Here is a 16848-nt window from a genome sequence, read left to right as displayed (position 1 = left end):
ACGACGTGACCTATGCATCTGCGTGACGGCCTCCAGACCCATGTGACCGTCAGGCAGCGTTACGACCATCTGGTCGACACCGGTGCCATCGAACGCGATCCGGCGCAGGAGCGGATCGTCACCGCTCTCGACCGGCTGATATCAGAGATTTCGGTGAAGCGGCTGGCGCACAAATCGAGCGCGCTTGGCTGGCTCTTCGCTCGCAGGCGCGAAACGCACGAGGCGGTCAAGGGCCTCTACATCCATGGCGGCGTCGGCCGCGGCAAGACCATGTTGATGGACTTGTTCTTCGAGCTGCTGCCGGTGCGGCGCAAGCGTCGCGTGCATTTCAACGACTTCATGGCCGAGGTGCAGGACCGCATCCAAAAGCACCGGCAGGAGCGCAAGGATGGCACGGTGAGGGAAGACGATCCGATTCCGCCGGTGGCGCGGGCGCTTGCCGAACAGGCCTGGGTGCTGTGTTTCGACGAGTTCTCGGTCACCGACATCGCCGATGCGATGATCCTGTCCCGGCTGTTTTCGGCGCTGTTCGCCAGCGGCGTGGTGCTGGTGGCGACGTCGAACGTAGCGCCGGAGAACCTCTATCGCGACGGGCTGAACCGTCAGCTTTTCCTGCCCTTCATCGGCATATTGGAACGGCACGCGCAGGTGCTCTCGCTCGATGCCGACAAGGACTATCGGCTGGAGAAGCTTGCCCGTACGCCGGTCTATGTCACGCCTGCCGATGCGGCGGCCGATGAGGCGCTGGACGCGGCCTGGCAAACGATGACGCGCGGTGCGCCGACGGCCGAGACGTCGCTTGCCGTCAAGGGCCGGCAGCTGGCCGTTCCGCGCGCCGCCGGCGACGCCGCGCGATTTTCCTTCGCCGATCTGTGCGAGAAACCGCTCGGCGCGCGCGACTATCTGGTCATTGCCGACCGCTTCTCGACCGTCTTTATCGACCACATACCAGTGCTGGGTGAAGGCAGGCGCAACGAAGCCAAACGCTTCATCCTCCTGGTCGACACGCTCTACGACCATCACACCAGGCTGGTGGTGAGCGCGGAGGCGCCGCCGCAGCAACTCTATGTAGCCAAGCGCGGCGTCGAGGTGTTCGAGTTCGAACGCACGGCTTCGCGGCTGATCGAGATGCAGAGCCGCGACTGGCTGGAGGCTTGGGCGGAACGGCGGAAGGCGAAGGCGACGCCGACCGAAGCGCAGGCGTAAGCCTAGAACCAGCCGACGGGTCCTTCGAAGGCTGATCCGTACGGCTCCTGCTATGGGAGCCCTACAAGTCGTATACATACATCACGAAATCTTCCGCTGGACCGTGCGGTTCCTTGCGCGACTCGTAAAGCGCGCGGGCGGCACGGTTGTCCGGCTCGGTGCCGACCCAGGCTTCTTCGCAGCCATTCTCCCTGCCGATCGCGAACATCGCGTCGAGCATCTTTCGTCCGATGCCCTGGCGCTGGAAGGCCGGCGATACGCCGACCTCGTCGATGTAGAGCTCCGTCACCTTGTCGGGATGACGGTGGATGACGGCGGCGCATTGACCGACGGTCACGCCGTCGGCGAGCGCCACGACCATGAAATGGCCGGGTTCCCTGAGATAGGCTGCCAAGCGATCCGGCCTAACCGGTTCGTCGAACACATCGTCGGCGACCTGCATCACAAGGGCGTCATCGCCGGCTTCAAGTCTTACGATCTCCAACTTCATCGTGTAAATTCTCTCCAATCAAGCTCAAAATTTTTACGTTTACGTAAATCCCAGTTAGTCTAACCGATTGAAAACGCTCGCTCCAAAATAATCGTTTGAATTTACACGGCGGCGGGGCTATTGGGTGCGGCGAAATCTCGCGGGATTCCCGCAGCATTCCGGTCTCTTCCTCGACGCCGTCATCAGATCGTCAGCGATTTGAGCGACGTCACGAACAAAGGGAAACTATCCTGACATGGCACGCAACAAGATAGCGCTTATCGGCTCTGGCATGATCGGCGGGACGCTCGCTCACATGATCGGCCTCAAGGACCTCGGCGACGTGGTTCTGTTCGATATTGCCGAAGGCATCCCGCAGGGCAAGGGGCTCGATATCGCGCAATCGTCGCCGGTCGACGGGTTCGATTCCAGGCTGACCGGCGTCAACGACTATGCCGGCATCGAGGGAGCCGACGTCTGCATCGTCACCGCCGGCGTGCCGCGCAAGCCGGGCATGAGCCGCGACGATCTGCTCGGCATCAACCTCAAGGTCATGGAACAGGTCGGCGCCGGCCTGAAGAAATATGCGCCGAAGGCCTTCGTCATCTGCATCACCAATCCGTTGGATGCGATGGTCTGGGCGCTGCAGAAGTTTTCCGGCCTGCCCAACACCCATGTCGTGGGCATGGCCGGCGTGCTCGACAGCGCTCGCTTCCGCTATTTCCTGGCCGAGGAGTTCAAGGTCTCGGTCGAGGACGTCACCGCCTTCGTGCTCGGCGGCCATGGCGATTCCATGGTGCCGATGATCCGCTATTCGACGGTCGCAGGCATTCCTCTGCCCGATCTCGTCAAGATGGGCTGGACCTCGAAGGAGAAGCTCGACCAGATCGTGCAGCGCACCCGCGACGGCGGCGCCGAGATCGTCGGCCTGTTGAAGACCGGCTCGGCCTATTATGCGCCGGCCGCCTCGGCGATCTCGATGGCCGAAGCCTATCTCAAGGACAAGAAGCGTGTGCTGCCTTGCGCGGCTCATCTTTCCGGCCAGTATGGCGTGAAGAACACCTATGTCGGCGTTCCCGTGGTGATCGGCGCCGGTGGCGTCGAGCGCGTCATCGAGATCGAGCTTTCCAAGCCAGAGCAGAAGATGTTCGATAGCTCGGTGGCAGCGGTGCAGGGCCTGACCGAGGCCTGCGTCAAGATCGCGCCGCAGCTCGCCTCGAAGTGAACCCCAGCAGCTGATCCGGAGACGATCCAGATGAACATCCATGAATATCAGGGCAAGGCGCTGCTGAAGAGTTTTGGCGCGCCGGTGGCCGAAGGCGTGCCGGTGTTCAAGGCGAGCGAGGCTGAAGCCGCCGCCAAGGCGCTGCCCGGCCCGCTCTATGTGGTGAAGAGCCAGATCCATGCCGGCGGCCGCGGCAAGGGCAAGTTCAAGGAGCTCGGCCCCGACGCCAAGGGCGGCGTGCGGCTGGCCAAGTCGGTCGCCGACGTCGTCGCCAACGCCAACGAGATGCTCGGCCACACGCTGGTGACCAAGCAGACCGGCCCGGCTGGCAAGCAGGTCAACCGGCTCTATATTGAGGACGGCGCCGACATCGAGCGCGAGCTCTACCTGTCTGTTCTGGTCGATCGCTCGGTCGGCCGCATCGCCTTCGTCGTCTCGACCGAAGGCGGCATGGACATCGAGGCGGTCGCCCACGACACGCCGGAAAAGATCGTCACCGTCGCCATCGATCCGGAAAAGGGCGTAACCGCGGATGACATGAAGAAACTCAATGGCGCGCTGAAGCTCGACGGCGACGCCGCCAGGGACGGTGGCACGCTGTTCCCGATCCTCTACAAGGCCTTCGTCGAGAAGGACATGAGCCTGCTCGAGGTCAATCCCCTGATCGTCATGAAGAACGGCCGCCTGCGCGTGCTCGACGCCAAGGTGTCGTTCGACAACAACGCGCTGTTTCGCCACCCGGATGTGCTCGAACTGCGCGACACCACCGAAGAGGACGAGAAAGAAACCGAGGCGTCGAAATACGACCTTGCCTATGTCGCGCTCGACGGCAATATCGGCTGCATGGTCAATGGCGCCGGCCTCGCCATGGCGACGATGGACATCATCAAGTTCTACGGCGCCGAGCCGGCCAACTTCCTCGATGTCGGCGGCGGCGCGTCGAAGGAGAAGGTGACGGCGGCCTTCAAGATCATCACCAAGGATCCGGCGGTCAAGGGCATCCTGATCAACATCTTCGGCGGCATCATGAAGTGCGACATCATCGCCGAAGGTGTCATCGCCGCAGTCAAGGAAGTGGGCCTGAAAGTGCCGCTGGTCGTGCGCCTGGAAGGCACCAATGCCGAACTCGGCAAGAAGATCATCAACGACAGCGGCCTCAACGTCGTGTCGGCCGACGATCTCGATGACGCCGCCAAGAAGATCGTGGCGGCGGTGAAGGGCTGATCAAGTGCCTCCGCGCAAGATAAATCTCGTCGAGGCGGCGGATCAGAAGATCACCAAGGTCTTCGATCCGCATATCGCCGGCGACGTCAATGACAGCCAGGCGAAGGTCGCCAAGTTCGGCGCGGCCTTCGACTGGCATGCCCATGTCGATGAGGACGAAGCCTTCCTCGTGCTGCGCGGCCGCATCGCCATCGATTTCCGCGACGGTCCGGTCGAGCTCGGCGAAGGCGATTTCATCGTCGTGCCGCGCGGCGTCGAGCACCGGCCGCGTTCGCTGACACCGGAACCGGTGGTGCTGATGTTCGAGCCGGCGACGACGCTCAACACCGGCAACGCCAAGAGCGATCTCACCGTTACCGACCTGAAGCGGCTCTGAGCCATGAACGCGGCCTCCTTCTCCTCGCTCTCGGCTGATCACCAGCGCCTGCAGGCGCTGGTCGGCGTGTGGCACGGCGTGGAAGAGGTGGCGGCGACGCAATGGACCGATGAAGGTATTGCGACTTCGGAAGTGATAGCGGAAGCGGAGGTCGGCGGCCAATTCGTGGTGCAGCGCTATCGCCAGCGCCGCGACGGCACGGTCTCTTTCGGCGCCCACAATGTGTTCGGCTTCGACCAACAGAACGGCGCCGTCACCATGCACCAGTTCGACTCGATGGGATTTGTGCCGATGTCACCCGCTACCGGCGCGTGGAATGGCGACGAACTCACTCTGGAGCGCTCGTCGCCGCGCGGCGCGGCGCGCGTGGCATATATTTTCGACGGTCGCGACGCTTACCGCATGCGATTGCATTTCAAACCCGCCGGCAGTGATGCCTGGCAAGACATGGTGAGCGGCGTCTACCGGCGCGTCTCGCCTTCCGAGATGAGGGAAGGCTGAGCAGATGCTGATCGCAGGCAAGCCAGTTGAAGGACCACACATAAACACACCTATAATGCCTGTGTATTTATGTGGAGACGGACGATGAAGAACGTCACCCTGGCCATGGACGAAGCTCTGCTCGAGAAGGCGCGAGGCCTTGCGGGACACTGCGAGACGACGCTCAACGCCCACATCCATTCGCTGCTTGCGCATGAGGTCGAGCAGGAAGACCGGATCGCTTGGGCCAAGGCGGGAATGGAGCGGCTCATGGATGAGGCCGCGAAACGAAGCGACAGCGCCGACACTTCCTACAGGTGGGATCGAAGGGACGCCCATGCCGACCGGGAAGATCGATTGCTTTCTCGACACGAACGACCTGATCTACGCGGCTTCGGAGAAAAATCGTGATCCGCGCCGCGCGCCAATCACTTCAGAACTTGTCTCGGGGACCATCTTTGGCGTTTCGGGGCGAACTTTGGCCGAATTCGTCGCCGTATCGCGGACGAAATCCCTTCTCAGGGATGATCCGGTCGACCAATGGCTGGTCCACCTCGGCACTTGTCCGCTGGTGCCTGTCGACGAAAGCTATGTTCGCGCAGGGCTGGACCTCGCAGGCCACTACCGAATTCACTATGACGACGCCGCGCTTCTTGCCGCGGCCGAATATCTCGGCGCGCCGATTTTCTACACCGAAGATCTCAACCGCAACCAGGTTTATGGCTCGGTGCGAGCCGTCAATCCTTTCTTGTAATCGCTGAATTCAGAGGCGTTCTCACCATGTCCATTCTCGTCGACAAGAACACCAAGGTGCTCGTGCAGGGCCTGACCGGTAAGACCGGCACGTTTCACACCGAACAGGCGCTGGCCTATCACGGGACCAAGATGGTCGGCGGCATCCATCCCAAGAAGGGCGGCGAAACCTGGACCGGCGCCAAGGGCGAGAACCTGCCGATCTTCGCTACCGTCGCCGAAGGCAAGGCCAGGACCGGCGCCAATGCTTCCGTCGTCTATGTGCCGCCGGCGGGTGCTGCCGAAGCCATCATCGAGGCCATCGAGGCCGAAATCCCGCTCATCGTCTGCATTACCGAAGGCATACCTGTCATGGACATGATCAAGGTCAAGGCGCGGCTCGACCGTTCGACGTCGCGGTTGATCGGCCCGAACTGTCCCGGTGTGCTCACCCCCGACGAATGCAAGATCGGCATCATGCCCGGAAACATCTTCCGCAAGGGGTCGGTCGGTGTTGTTTCGCGCTCGGGAACGCTTACCTATGAAGCCGTGTTCCAGACCACCAATGTCGGCCTCGGCCAGACCACCGCCGTCGGGATCGGTGGCGATCCGGTCAAAGGCACCGAATTCATCGACGTGCTCGAAATGTTCCTCGCCGACGACGAGACCAAGTCGATCATCATGATCGGCGAGATCGGCGGCTCGGCCGAGGAAGACGCCGCGCAGTTTCTCAAGGACGAGGCTAAACGCGGCCGCCGCAAGCCGATGGCCGGCTTCATTGCCGGGCGCACGGCGCCGGCCGGCCGCACCATGGGCCATGCCGGCGCGGTCATCTCGGGCGGCAAGGGCGGCGCCGAGGACAAGATCGCGGCAATGGAATCGGCCGGAATAAAGGTTTCGCCATCGCCGGCCCGGCTGGGTACGACGCTGGTCGAGGCGATCAAGGGTTAAGGCAGTAAGGGAGTAGGGCAGTATGGCAGTAGGGGAATAGGAAGAACGGGATGAGCGCGGCGCCGCCTGCTTTCCCTACTGCCTTACTCCCCTACTGCCCTACTCCCCTCCAAAAACAGGAGACGGAGCCGGGCTCCGCGAACAAAAATGGCACGACAAGATCAGGCCAACGACCAGTTTTCGCTCACCTCTTTCCTCTATGGCGGCAATGCCGATTATATCGACGCGCTCTATGCGGCGTATGAGGACGATCCAGCCTCCGTCAATCCCGAATGGCAGGAGTTCTTCGCCGGCCTGAAGGACGATGCCGGGGATGTCCGCAAGAACGCCAAGGGCGCCTCCTGGGCCAAGCCCTCCTGGCCGCTGCAGGCCAATGGCGAGCTGGTGTCGGCGCTCGACGGCAATTGGGGCCTGGTCGAGAAGCACATCGAAAAGAAGGTCAAGGAGAAGGCTGCCGTCAACGGCGCCGTCCCCTCCGACGCCGACGTGCATCAGGCGACGCGCGATTCCGTGCGCGCCATCATGATGATCCGCGCCTATCGCATGCGCGGCCATCTGCACGCCAATCTCGACCCGCTCGGCATCGCCACGCTCGAGGATTATAACGAGCTGTCGCCGGAGAATTACGGCTTCACCGAAGCCGATTATGACCGGCCGATCTTCCTCGACAATGTGCTCGGGCTCGAATTCGGCACCGTCCGTCAGATGCTCGACATCCTGACCCGCACCTATTGCTCGACGCTGGGCGTCGAATTCATGCACATCTCCGATCCGGAAGAGAAGGCCTGGATCCAGGCGCGCATCGAGGGCGCCGACAAGGAGATCTCCTTCACCGCGACCGGCAAGAAGGCGATCCTGCAGAAGCTGATCGAGGCCGAGGGCTTCGAGCAGTTCGCCGACGTCAAGTTCAAGGGCACCAAGCGCTTCGGCCTCGACGGCGGCGAAGCGCTGATCCCGGCACTGGAGCAGATCGTCAAGCGCGGCGGTCAGCTCGGGCTGAAGGAGATCGTGCTCGGCATGGCGCACCGCGGCCGCCTCAACGTGCTCTCCCAGGTGATGGCCAAGCCGCATCGCGCCATCTTCCACGAATTCAAGGGCGGCTCTGCCGCGCCCGACGAGGTCGAGGGCTCGGGCGACGTCAAATACCATCTCGGCGCCTCGTCGGACCGCGAGTTCGACGGCAACAAGGTGCATCTGTCGCTGACGGCCAACCCCTCGCATCTGGAGATCGTCGACCCGGTGGTGATGGGCAAGGCGCGCGCCAAGCAGGACTACCTGTTCGGCCGCGGCCGCGAGGAGATCGTGCCGCTGGAAGAGCGAGCCAAGGTGCTGCCGCTTTTGCTGCATGGCGACGCCGCCTTTGCCGGCCAGGGCGTGATTGCCGAGATCCTCGGCCTGTCCGGCCTGCGCGGCCACCGGGTCGCCGGCACGCTGCATTTCATCATCAACAACCAGATCGGCTTCACCACCAATCCGCGCTTCTCGCGCTCGTCGCCCTATCCGTCCGACGTAGCCAAGATGATCGAGGCGCCGATCTTCCACGTCAATGGCGACGATCCGGAAGCCGTGGTGCACGCCGCCAAGGTGGCGATCGAATTCCGCATGAAGTTCCACAAGCCTGTCGTGGTCGACATGTTCTGCTATCGCCGCTTCGGCCACAATGAAGGCGACGAGCCGGCGTTCACGCAGCCGATCATGTATCGCAACATCCGCACCCATAAGACGACGGTGCAGATCTATGCCGACCGGCTGATCGCCGAAGGCCACATGACCCAGGCCGAGTTCGACAAGCTCAAGGCCGATTGGCGCGAACATCTGGAATCCGAATGGGAAGTCGGCCAGCACTACAAGCCCAACAAGGCTGACTGGCTCGATGGCGCCTGGTCGGGCTTGCGCACCGCCGACAATCAGGATGAAACAAGACGCGGCAAGACCGCGGTGCCGGTCAAGACGCTGAAGGAGATCGGCAAGAAGCTGACCGAGGTGCCGAAGGATTTCGAGGCGCACAAGACGATCATCCGCTTCCTCGAAAACCGCCGCCAGGCCATCGAATCGGGCGAAGGCATCGACTGGTCGACGGCCGAGGCGCTCGCTTTCGGCGCCATCCTGCTCGACGGCAACCCGATCCGCCTCTCCGGGCAGGATTCGGAGCGCGGCACCTTCTCGCAGCGCCATTCCGTGCTCTACGACCAGCGCGACGAGACCCGCTACATCCCGCTCAACAATCTTTCGGCGGCGCAGGCCGGCTATGAGGTCATCAACTCGATGCTGTCCGAAGAAGCCGTGCTCGGCTTCGAATATGGCTACAGCCTGGCCGAGCCGAAGGCGCTGACGCTGTGGGAAGCGCAGTTCGGCGACTTCGCCAATGGCGCCCAGGTGGTGTTCGACCAGTTCATATCCAGCGGAGAGCGCAAGTGGCTCAGAATGTCGGGCCTCGTCTGCCTGCTGCCGCATGGCTATGAGGGCCAGGGGCCGGAACATTCGTCTGCCCGGCTTGAGCGTTTCCTCCAGCTCTGCGCCGAAGACAACATGCAAGTGGCCAACTGCACGACGCCGGCCAACTACTTCCACATATTGCGCCGGCAGTTGAAGCGAGATTTCCGCAAGCCGCTGATCCTGATGACGCCGAAGTCACTGTTGCGCCACAAGCGGGCGGTGTCGACGCTGCCGGAAATGTCGGGCGAAAGCTCGTTCCACCGGCTGTTGTGGGACGATGCCCAGCTCTTGCCCAACCAGGCCATCAAGCTGACCAAGGATTCCAAGATCCGCCGTGTCGTGCTGTGCTCGGGCAAGGTCTATTACGACCTCTATGAGGAGCGCGAGAAGCGTGGCATCAACGACATCTATCTGCTGCGCGTCGAACAGCTCTACCCGTTCCCGGCCAAGGCGCTGATCACCGAATTGTCGCGCTTCCGCAATGCCGAAATGGTGTGGTGCCAGGAGGAACCCAAGAACATGGGCGCCTGGTCGTTCATCGACCCGTATCTGGAATGGGTGCTGGCGCATATCGACGCCAAGCACCAGCGGGTGCGCTACACCGGCCGGCCGGCATCGGCCTCGCCGGCGACCGGCTTGATGTCCAAGCACCTCGCCCAGCTCGCCGCCTTGCTCGAAGACGCGCTCGGCGAGTAGGCAGAGTTGAGCGAATAGAACAGACAGACAGAAACGGACAGGCACAATGGCTACCGAAATCCGCGTTCCCACTCTCGGCGAATCCGTCACCGAGGCGACCATCGGCAAATGGTTCAAGAAGGTGGGCGATGCCATTGCCGCCGACGAGCCGCTGGTCGAGCTCGAAACCGACAAGGTGACGGTCGAGGTTCCCTCGCCGGGTGCCGGCACCTTGGGCGAGATCGCCGCCAAGGAAGGCGAGACAGTCGGGGTCGGCGCGCTTCTGGGCTCGATTTCGGCCGGCGGCGCCGCCGCACCAGTGACCAAGCCGCAAGCCGTGGCGCAGGCGTCCAGCCCCGACGCGGCGCAGACCACCAAGCAGGCCGCCGCCGAGACCGCCAAGGTCGCCGGTGACGCCGGTCCGGTCGAGCCGCGCGCCATGCCGCCCGCGCCGGCGGCGGCGAAACTGATCGCCGAGAACAATCTGTCGGTCGACCAGCTTTCCGGTTCGGGCAAGCGCGGCCAGGTGCTGAAGGGCGACGTGCTCGATGCCATCTCCAAGGGCGCGCCGTCGCAGCCGGCCGAGACGCCAAAGGCGGCACCCGCACCCGCCGCGCCAGCGGTCGCCCGCGCACCCTCGTCGGGTGACGATGCCGCGCGCGAGGAGCGCGTGCGCATGACCAAGCTGCGCCAGACCATCGCCCGCCGGCTGAAGGAAGCGCAGTCGACCGCCGCCATGCTCACGACCTTCAACGAGGTCGACATGAGCGCGGTGATGGCGCTCCGGACCAGGTACAAGGACGTGTTCGAGAAGAAGCACGGCGTAAAGCTCGGCTTCATGGGTTTCTTCACCAAGGCCGTCACGCACGCGCTGAAGGAAATCCCCTCGGTCAACGCCGAGATCGACGCCACCGACATCATCTTCAAGAACTACGCCCATATCGGCGTCGCCGTCGGCACTGAAAAGGGCCTGGTCGTGCCTGTCGTGCGCGACGCCGACCAGATGTCTATCGCCGAGATCGAGAAGGAGATCGGCCGGCTCGGCATCGCCGCGCGCGACGGCAAGCTGTCGGTTGGGGACATGCAGGGCGGCACCTTCACGATTTCCAACGGCGGCGTCTACGGGTCGCTGATGTCGACGCCGATCCTCAACGCGCCGCAGTCGGGTATTCTGGGCATGCACAAGATCCAGGACCGGCCCGTCGTGGTCGGCGGCCAGATCGTGATCCGGCCGATGATGTATCTGGCGCTCAGCTACGATCACCGCATCGTCGACGGCAAGGAAGCGGTCACCTTCCTGGTTCGTGTCAAGGAAAGCCTGGAGGATCCGGAACGGTTGGTGCTTGATCTCTGAGGCGGTCGGATGGCGGCTCGCGGTCGGAGTAGCCAATAATGGCCCTGGTCCCTGGGCCCGCCGGACCGATAGCGCTGGCGGCCGGTATGGCATTCGCCGCCGTCCACGCCAATGCCGCATGCCCAATCGAACTCGCCGTCTACGGCGATGCCCAGAGCGGCAGTGAGATCAATTTTGCTCCGACCGGCACGTCGGCGACCGTCACCAACACGCTCCGCTTGATCCTCGACAACAATGTGGTGCTGAACGGCATCGTCCAATGGAATGAAGGTGTTTCGCGGCCGAACGGGGCGCTGATGTACAAATGCCCGGCAGGCGACGTGACCGGCACCGAGCTTGCCGCCTGCACCTTATGGAACGGCGTCATCTATACGTCGGATGAGAAGGGCGGCATCGGCCTTTTGCCGGCCGAAGGCGTCGAAGCACCGAAGACGCTGATCCTGCCCGATCTCGGTCCGGTATTGCATCAATCCACCGCCTATGGCGGCGCCGGGTTTTCGAAAGTGCCGTCGGATGTGTTTGCCTTGAAGGGATGCCAGGAATGAGTGAAGCGCAAAGGGTGCTGCTTGTCACCGGCGGCAGCCGCGGCATCGGCGCCGCCATTTGCCGGCTCGGATCGAAGGCTGGCTATCGCGTGGCGGTCAACTACGCCTCCAACCAGACAGCCGCCGAGGCGCTGGTCGGCGAAATCAAGGCTGTGGGCGGCGAGGCCCTTGCGGTCAGGGGCGATGTCGGCGTCGAATCCGATATCGTTGCCATGTTTGAAGCCGTCGACCGCACCTATGGCCGGCTCGACGCTCTCGTCAACAACGCCGGCATCGTCGACGTCAAGGCGCGCATCGATGAGATGGATGTTTCACGGCTGGAGCGCATGATGCGCATCAATGTCGTGGGGTCGTTCCTCTGCGCCCGCGAAGCGGTGAAGCGGATGTCGAGCCGTCACGGCGGTTCGGGCGGTGCCATCGTCAACATCTCATCTGCGGCGGCGACTTTGGGCTCGCCGGGCGAATATGTCGATTATGCCGCCTCAAAGGGCGCGATCGACACCTTCACCATCGGGCTCGCCCGCGAGGTGGCGCTGGAAGGCATCCGCGTCAATGCGGTGCGGCCGGGTATCATCGATACCGAAATCCATGCCTCGGGTGGACAGCCGGACCGGATAGAACGGTTCCGCGATCTTCTGCCGATGAAAAGAGCCGGCACCGCGGATGAAGTCGCGGGCGCGGTTCTCTACCTGTTGTCCGATGCCGCGTCCTACACGACCGGCGCGATCCTGAATGTCAGCGGCGGCCGCTGAGCGCCCCAAGAAAAAGGGAAACAAACATGGCTTATGACGTCGTAATCATCGGCTCGGGACCGGGCGGCTATGTCTGCGCCATCAAGGCGGCGCAGCTCGGGCTGAAGGTCGCGGTGGTCGAGAAGAACCCGACCTTCGGCGGCACCTGCCTCAACATCGGCTGCATCCCGTCCAAGGCGTTGCTGCATGCCTCCGAGATGTTCGCCGAGGCCGGCCATTCCTTCGATACGCTGGGTGTCGAAGTGACGCCGAAGCTCAATTTGAAGAAGATGATGGCGCACAAGGACGCGACGGTGACGGCGAACGTCAACGGCGTCGCGTTCCTGTTCAAGAAGAACAAGATCGACAGCTTTCGCGGCATCGGCACGGTGGTCGCTGCGGGCAAGGTGTCGGTGACCAGCGAGGATGGCAAGGTCGAGGAAATCGAGACGAAGAACATCGTCATCGCCACCGGCTCGGACGTTGCCGGCATTCCTGGCGTCACGGTCGACTTTGACGAGAAAGTCATCGTGTCCTCGACCGGCGCGCTGTCGCTGGACAAGGTGCCCGGCCATCTCGTCGTGGTCGGCGGCGGCGTCATCGGGCTCGAGCTCGGCTCGGTCTGGGCGCGGCTCGGCGCCAAGGTCACCGTGGTCGAATTCCTCGACACCATCCTCGGCGGTATGGACAGCGAAGTCTCCAAGCAATTCCAGCGGCTGCTCTCCAAGCAGGGCTTCGAATTCAGGCTCGGCGCCAAGGTCACCGGGGTCGCCAAGACCAAGAAGGGCGCCAGCGTCACTTTCGAGCCTGTGAAAGGCGGCGCGGCCGAGACGATCGAGGCCGACATGGTGCTGATCGCCACCGGCCGCCGCGCTTTCGCCGACAGCCTCGGCCTGAAGGAAGCGGGCATCGAGGTCGATGAGCGCGGGCGGGTCAAGACGGACGCGCACCTCAGGACCAACGTATCAGGCATTTATGCCATCGGCGATGTCATCGCCGGGCCGATGCTGGCGCACAAGGCCGAGGATGAGGGCGTGGCGGTGGCCGAGACGATTGCCGGCCAGGCCGGCCATGTGAACTACGACGTCATTCCGAGTGTTGTCTACACCAGCCCGGAGATCGCTTCGGTCGGCAAGACCGAGGAGGAATTGAAGAAGGCCGGCATCGACTACAAGGTCGGAAAGTTCCCGTTCACCGCCAATGGCCGGGCGCGCGCCATGCTGCACACTGACGGCTTCGTCAAGATTCTGGCCGACAAGGCCAGCGACCGCGTGCTCGGAGTTCACATCGTTGGCTTCGGCGCCGGCGAGATGATCCACGAGGCGGCGGTGCTGATGGAATTCGGCGGCTCGTCGGAAGATCTCGCCCGCACCTGCCATGCCCATCCGACCATGTCGGAAGCAGTGAAGGAAGCGGCATTGGCGACGTTCTTCAAGCCGATCCATATTTAGAGTTATCCCCGGAAAGCCGTGAAACGGCTTTTCGTCAGGAACTACCCCAAAGCAGAACGGCCCACCGGAAGGCGGGCCGTTCTTTCGTTGAAAGCCGTGGCCCGGATTACTGGGCCGGTGCGGGCGCGGGAGCTGGGGCCGGCGCGGGAGCCGGTGTCGCCGGTGCAGGAGCCGGCGCGGGTGCCGGGGCAGGCGCGGGTGCCGGTTCGGCGGGCTTCATCGGTTCCGCGGGCGCGGGAGCCGGGGCCGGTGTGCTCGCGGCCGGCGGTTCGGTCGCCGGATGCTCACCACTTCTTCCGAAAACATAATACGCGACTACAGCCAGAATAACGACGACCAATGCAATCAGCCAAGGGCTGCCACCGCCACCTGGCCTGGGCGTGTCATTTGATGGATTCGCCATAAAAGTGTCCTCCGTGGATGAAAATGATCAATCAACAGCCATCAACGCGCAACCGTTGAAGGGGTTTCACGCTAGGGATGGAAAGCGCCGAAAACGCGGCGCCTGGTTCCTCCACTGCCCACGCGACTCAATCGACAGCGGTGACAGTATAGCCGGCTTTGCGGAAATCCTCGACCAGGCCCTCGGGACCGGGCAGATGCAGTGCGCCGACGGCGATGAAGGCGTTGCCTTTGGCGAGGAATGGTCCGGCATGATCGACCATCGCCTTGTTGCGGCTGGTGATCATGGTCTGCTCGAATGCCGCATAGCCCGTCGCGTCGCCAGTTTCGCCGGGCAGCACGGTGCGAAACAGCGGCCAGAACATGCCGGTCTCGCCGCGCTGGTAGAGCACGATCATGGTTTCGTTGACGTCGTTCATCCTGTCGCCGAGCTTCAGCGTGTCGACCAGTCCCTTCATGTGGAACGCAATCGGCAGCGAGGCCATGGCGCGCAGCTGATCGGCAACGGTTTCCAGCCCTTCGACGGATTTGCCGGAGGCCTTGGCATCCTCGGCAAGCTTGACGTCGAGCACCGGCGCGCCGCCGGCCTTGCGGGCGAGCTCGCAGGCTGGAAGCGCCACCATGGCCGACAGCATCCACGGCTTCATCTTGGCGACGGTTGCCGGCGGGATGCCGCGTTCATCGAGCGCTTTATCGACAACCGCAGCATCGTCGGGCGACAGCAGCGACGACAGCGTCGTGCTGTCGGTGAACATCATCAGCTCCGGCTCCTTGAGCAGGGCCGCCATCATCTTCTGCTGGTCGAGCACTTCGGTGGTCTCGATCACGACGGTGCCGGCGCCGTCATAGGCCCTCTGCGCCGCCGGCGGCAGCGCGGTGACGCGCGGATCGGTCATGTGCATGGTGCCGAACAGGAAGGACGGCTGTTCGCCCGTCTTCTCCAGCTTCCACAGCAGGCCCTTGCCGTTCGGCGTTGCGGCGGCTTCCGCCTCGATCTTGCGATAGGTGGACGGGTCGCTCTTCTGCAACGCCGACAGCATGTCGGCACCAGTGCAGGACGGGATTTCGGCATGCGCCTTGCCGGCCGCGAACAACAGGACGGCGAGCAGAGACAGGAAAAACAGCACATGGAGCGCCAAGAGCAGCTTCAGCGAGAAGAGCGCAGCGCGGTCGGCGATGACGATGACCCGTTTCATGATGCTTTCCTAAGCTGGAAAAACGGCAAAACGGTTAACCGGGAGAATGAAATTGTCTCCGGTTCAATCAGTTTTGACGATCGCTCGAATTACTGAACGGCCTGTGGTTAGTTGAGCCACCCATCGTCATCCCGCGGCGAAGTCCGCAAGCCTCGCACACCCCAATACTTCACGCCCTCGGGTGAGCCGATTCATAGATCTCCAACAGCCTCGCCGTGTCGACGCCGGTGTAAATCTGCGTGGTCGACAGGCTGGCATGGCCGAGCAGTTCCTGGATGGTGCGCAGGTCGCCGCCGCGGCCGAGCAGATGCGTGGCAAAGGAATGGCGCAAGGCGTGCGGCGTTGCCGTGTCCGGCAGGTTGAGCGCCGAGCGCAGCTTGGCCATCTCGCGCTGGACGATGGCCGGGTTGAGCGGGCCGCCCCGCGCGCCGCGAAACAACAGGCCCTTGGGGTCGAGATGGTAGGGGCACAGCCGGCGGTATTCGGCAACCGCCTTGAGCGCCACCGGCAGCACCGGCACCAACCGCGTCTTGCCACCCTTGCCGGTGACGCGCAGCACCGTGTCGGCCTCCGACGCCAGGTCGGCGCCGGCAAGGCCGAGCGCCTCGGAAATGCGCAGGCCCGAGCCGTAGAGCAGCGTCAGCACGGCGGCGTTGCGGGCGGCGATCCAGGATTCGTCCGCCAATTGACCTTCGACGGAAACGACATGTTTTGCATCACTGGCCGTCAGCGGTTTCGGCAGCGACTTGGGTTGGCGAGGCGCACGCAGGGCCGCCGCGCCGGCCGCGTTGGCGAGACCACGCCGTTCCAGAAAGCGCAAGAGTGAGCGAATTCCGGCCAGCCCCCGGCCGAGCGTGCGGGCGCCTGCGCCTTCATTGCGACGGGCGGCGAGAAAACCGCGCAGGTCGGCCGGGCGCAGATCGGCGATGTCGGCAATGCCGGGCGGTCCGCCATTATGCCCCGTCAGGAAATGCAGGAACTGCCTGGTGTCGCGCTCATAGGCTTCCACTGTCTCGGGCGACAGCCGACGTTCTCGCGCCAGCATCTTGAGCCAGCTTTCGCGCACCGCCTGGAGGTCGGGCTTTGCCGGGATAAGGAATTCCTGCATGGCGTCGTTCCGGTTCGCCTTCATCTTCCGGCGGCCGGGTTAGGAAGCGGTGAAGAGGCCGTCATTGAAATGACAACCCGGTGGGGCTAGGAGTCGATTGGCGGCAAGTCAAAACCTTGGTGATTGGCTGAAAGCCCGGTGCCTCTTTGCTGCGGAGACCGCCGGATGTCCGCCAATAGAGAGTTGCAGGGACGAGACCCGTGAGCCTTTCTGAACTGCCGTGGGTTTTGATCACAGTAACGGAATGGATCCTCGGGTCTGCGCAGTCGCTTCGCGCCTGCTCCGAC

16 protein-coding genes are annotated in these 16848 nt (G+C 63.4%); 13 read left to right on the top strand and 3 right to left on the bottom strand.

Features of this window, described 5'->3' with window-relative positions; genetic code table 11:
* The first annotated feature begins 12 nt into the window (after positions 1 to 12).
* Positions 13 to 1206, top strand: coding sequence for a cell division protein ZapE (gene zapE, locus LB566_RS16330; RefSeq protein ID WP_224625144.1), 1194 nt, complete (start codon positions 13 to 15; stop codon positions 1204 to 1206).
* Between the two features lie 61 nt (positions 1207 to 1267).
* On the opposite strand, the gene LB566_RS16325 is transcribed toward zapE, so the two are convergent.
* Positions 1268 to 1696 carry a GNAT family N-acetyltransferase gene (locus LB566_RS16325; protein ID WP_224625143.1) on the bottom strand — a complete coding sequence of 143 codons (429 nt, stop codon included), beginning with the start codon at positions 1694 to 1696 and terminating at the stop codon, positions 1268 to 1270.
* Positions 1697 to 1931: 235 nt separating this feature from the next.
* Between LB566_RS16325 and mdh the strand changes: the two genes are divergently transcribed.
* The 12 genes from mdh to lpdA all read left to right on the top strand — a co-directional run bounded on the left by mdh (position 1932) and on the right by lpdA (position 13855).
* A complete protein-coding gene (mdh, locus tag LB566_RS16320; RefSeq protein ID WP_140492808.1) occupies positions 1932 to 2900 on the top strand; it encodes a malate dehydrogenase in 969 nt (322 codons plus the stop codon).
* Positions 2901 to 2930: 30 nt separating this feature from the next.
* The gene (gene sucC / locus LB566_RS16315; protein WP_224625142.1) at positions 2931 to 4124 is read left to right on the top strand and encodes an ADP-forming succinate--CoA ligase subunit beta; all 1194 of its coding nucleotides are present in this window, start codon (positions 2931 to 2933) and stop codon (positions 4122 to 4124) included.
* Positions 4125 to 4128: 4 nt separating this feature from the next.
* The gene (locus LB566_RS16310; RefSeq protein ID WP_224625141.1) at positions 4129 to 4500 is read left to right on the top strand and encodes a cupin domain-containing protein; all 372 of its coding nucleotides are present in this window, start codon (positions 4129 to 4131) and stop codon (positions 4498 to 4500) included.
* Positions 4501 to 4503: 3 nt separating this feature from the next.
* Positions 4504 to 5001, top strand: a complete 498-nt coding sequence (locus LB566_RS16305; RefSeq protein WP_224625140.1) for a DUF1579 family protein — start codon at positions 4504 to 4506, stop codon at positions 4999 to 5001.
* 84 nt (positions 5002 to 5085) lie between these two features.
* Positions 5086 to 5391, top strand: coding sequence for a hypothetical protein (locus tag LB566_RS16300; RefSeq protein ID WP_224625139.1), 306 nt, complete (start codon positions 5086 to 5088; stop codon positions 5389 to 5391).
* Positions 5318 to 5734 carry a PIN domain-containing protein gene (locus LB566_RS16295; RefSeq protein WP_224625138.1) on the top strand — a complete coding sequence of 139 codons (417 nt, stop codon included), beginning with the start codon at positions 5318 to 5320 and terminating at the stop codon, positions 5732 to 5734. Before LB566_RS16300 ends, LB566_RS16295 begins: the two co-directional genes overlap by 74 nt.
* 26 nt (positions 5735 to 5760) lie before the next feature.
* Positions 5761 to 6663 carry a succinate--CoA ligase subunit alpha gene (gene sucD, locus LB566_RS16290; protein ID WP_140492789.1) on the top strand — a complete coding sequence of 301 codons (903 nt, stop codon included), beginning with the start codon at positions 5761 to 5763 and terminating at the stop codon, positions 6661 to 6663.
* Between the two features lie 147 nt (positions 6664 to 6810).
* Positions 6811 to 9795 (top strand): 2-oxoglutarate dehydrogenase E1 component, encoded by a 2985-nt coding sequence (locus LB566_RS16285; protein WP_224625137.1) that lies wholly within the window; start codon positions 6811 to 6813, stop codon positions 9793 to 9795.
* 46 nt (positions 9796 to 9841) lie between these two features.
* Positions 9842 to 11128, top strand: a complete 1287-nt coding sequence (gene odhB / locus LB566_RS16280; protein ID WP_224625136.1) for a 2-oxoglutarate dehydrogenase complex dihydrolipoyllysine-residue succinyltransferase — start codon at positions 9842 to 9844, stop codon at positions 11126 to 11128.
* Positions 11129 to 11166: 38 nt separating this feature from the next.
* Entirely contained in the window at positions 11167 to 11673 is a 507-nt protein-coding gene (locus LB566_RS16275) for a hypothetical protein (protein WP_140550720.1), read from the top strand.
* On the top strand, positions 11670 to 12425 hold the full coding sequence (locus LB566_RS16270; protein WP_224625135.1) for an SDR family oxidoreductase: 756 nt from the start codon (positions 11670 to 11672) through the stop codon (positions 12423 to 12425). Before LB566_RS16275 ends, LB566_RS16270 begins: the two co-directional genes overlap by 4 nt.
* A gap of 26 nt (positions 12426 to 12451) precedes the next feature.
* Positions 12452 to 13855, top strand: coding sequence for a dihydrolipoyl dehydrogenase (gene lpdA, locus LB566_RS16265; protein ID WP_224625134.1), 1404 nt, complete (start codon positions 12452 to 12454; stop codon positions 13853 to 13855).
* A 530-nt stretch (positions 13856 to 14385) separates the two neighbouring features.
* Here lpdA and LB566_RS16260 read toward each other — a convergent pair.
* Both LB566_RS16260 and LB566_RS16255 read right to left on the bottom strand, forming a co-directional pair.
* Positions 14386 to 15453, bottom strand: coding sequence for a TraB/GumN family protein (locus LB566_RS16260; protein ID WP_224625133.1), 1068 nt, complete (start codon positions 15451 to 15453; stop codon positions 14386 to 14388).
* Between the two features lie 169 nt (positions 15454 to 15622).
* On the bottom strand, positions 15623 to 16561 hold the full coding sequence (locus tag LB566_RS16255; protein WP_224625132.1) for a tyrosine recombinase XerC: 939 nt from the start codon (positions 16559 to 16561) through the stop codon (positions 15623 to 15625).
* Between the last annotated feature and the right edge of the window lie 287 nt (positions 16562 to 16848).

The organism is Mesorhizobium sp. CA13 (genome assembly GCF_020165235.1).
Classification (GTDB): Bacteria; Pseudomonadota; Alphaproteobacteria; order Rhizobiales; family Rhizobiaceae; genus Mesorhizobium.
Note: the sequence above shows the minus strand (reverse complement) of the source record. Positions and strands in the feature narration are given on the sequence as shown.

Coding starts and splice junctions, on each gene's coding strand:
- LB566_RS16275 (WP_140550720.1), top strand. CDS start 11,167: ATGGCCCTGGTCCCTGGGCCCGCCGGACCGATAGCGCTGGCGGCCGGT.
- LB566_RS16270 (WP_224625135.1), top strand. CDS start 11,670: ATGAGTGAAGCGCAAAGGGTGCTGCTTGTCACCGGCGGCAGCCGCGGC.
- lpdA (WP_224625134.1), top strand. CDS start 12,452: ATGGCTTATGACGTCGTAATCATCGGCTCGGGACCGGGCGGCTATGTC.
- sucC (WP_224625142.1), top strand. CDS start 2,931: ATGAACATCCATGAATATCAGGGCAAGGCGCTGCTGAAGAGTTTTGGC.
- LB566_RS16285 (WP_224625137.1), top strand. CDS start 6,811: ATGGCACGACAAGATCAGGCCAACGACCAGTTTTCGCTCACCTCTTTC.
- LB566_RS16260 (WP_224625133.1), bottom strand. CDS start 15,453: ATGAAACGGGTCATCGTCATCGCCGACCGCGCTGCGCTCTTCTCGCTG.
- LB566_RS16255 (WP_224625132.1), bottom strand. CDS start 16,561: ATGCAGGAATTCCTTATCCCGGCAAAGCCCGACCTCCAGGCGGTGCGC.
- LB566_RS16300 (WP_224625139.1), top strand. CDS start 5,086: ATGAAGAACGTCACCCTGGCCATGGACGAAGCTCTGCTCGAGAAGGCG.
- LB566_RS16325 (WP_224625143.1), bottom strand. CDS start 1,696: ATGAAGTTGGAGATCGTAAGACTTGAAGCCGGCGATGACGCCCTTGTG.
- LB566_RS16295 (WP_224625138.1), top strand. CDS start 5,318: ATGCCGACCGGGAAGATCGATTGCTTTCTCGACACGAACGACCTGATC.
- odhB (WP_224625136.1), top strand. CDS start 9,842: ATGGCTACCGAAATCCGCGTTCCCACTCTCGGCGAATCCGTCACCGAG.
- LB566_RS16305 (WP_224625140.1), top strand. CDS start 4,504: ATGAACGCGGCCTCCTTCTCCTCGCTCTCGGCTGATCACCAGCGCCTG.
- zapE (WP_224625144.1), top strand. CDS start 13: ATGCATCTGCGTGACGGCCTCCAGACCCATGTGACCGTCAGGCAGCGT.
- sucD (WP_140492789.1), top strand. CDS start 5,761: ATGTCCATTCTCGTCGACAAGAACACCAAGGTGCTCGTGCAGGGCCTG.
- mdh (WP_140492808.1), top strand. CDS start 1,932: ATGGCACGCAACAAGATAGCGCTTATCGGCTCTGGCATGATCGGCGGG.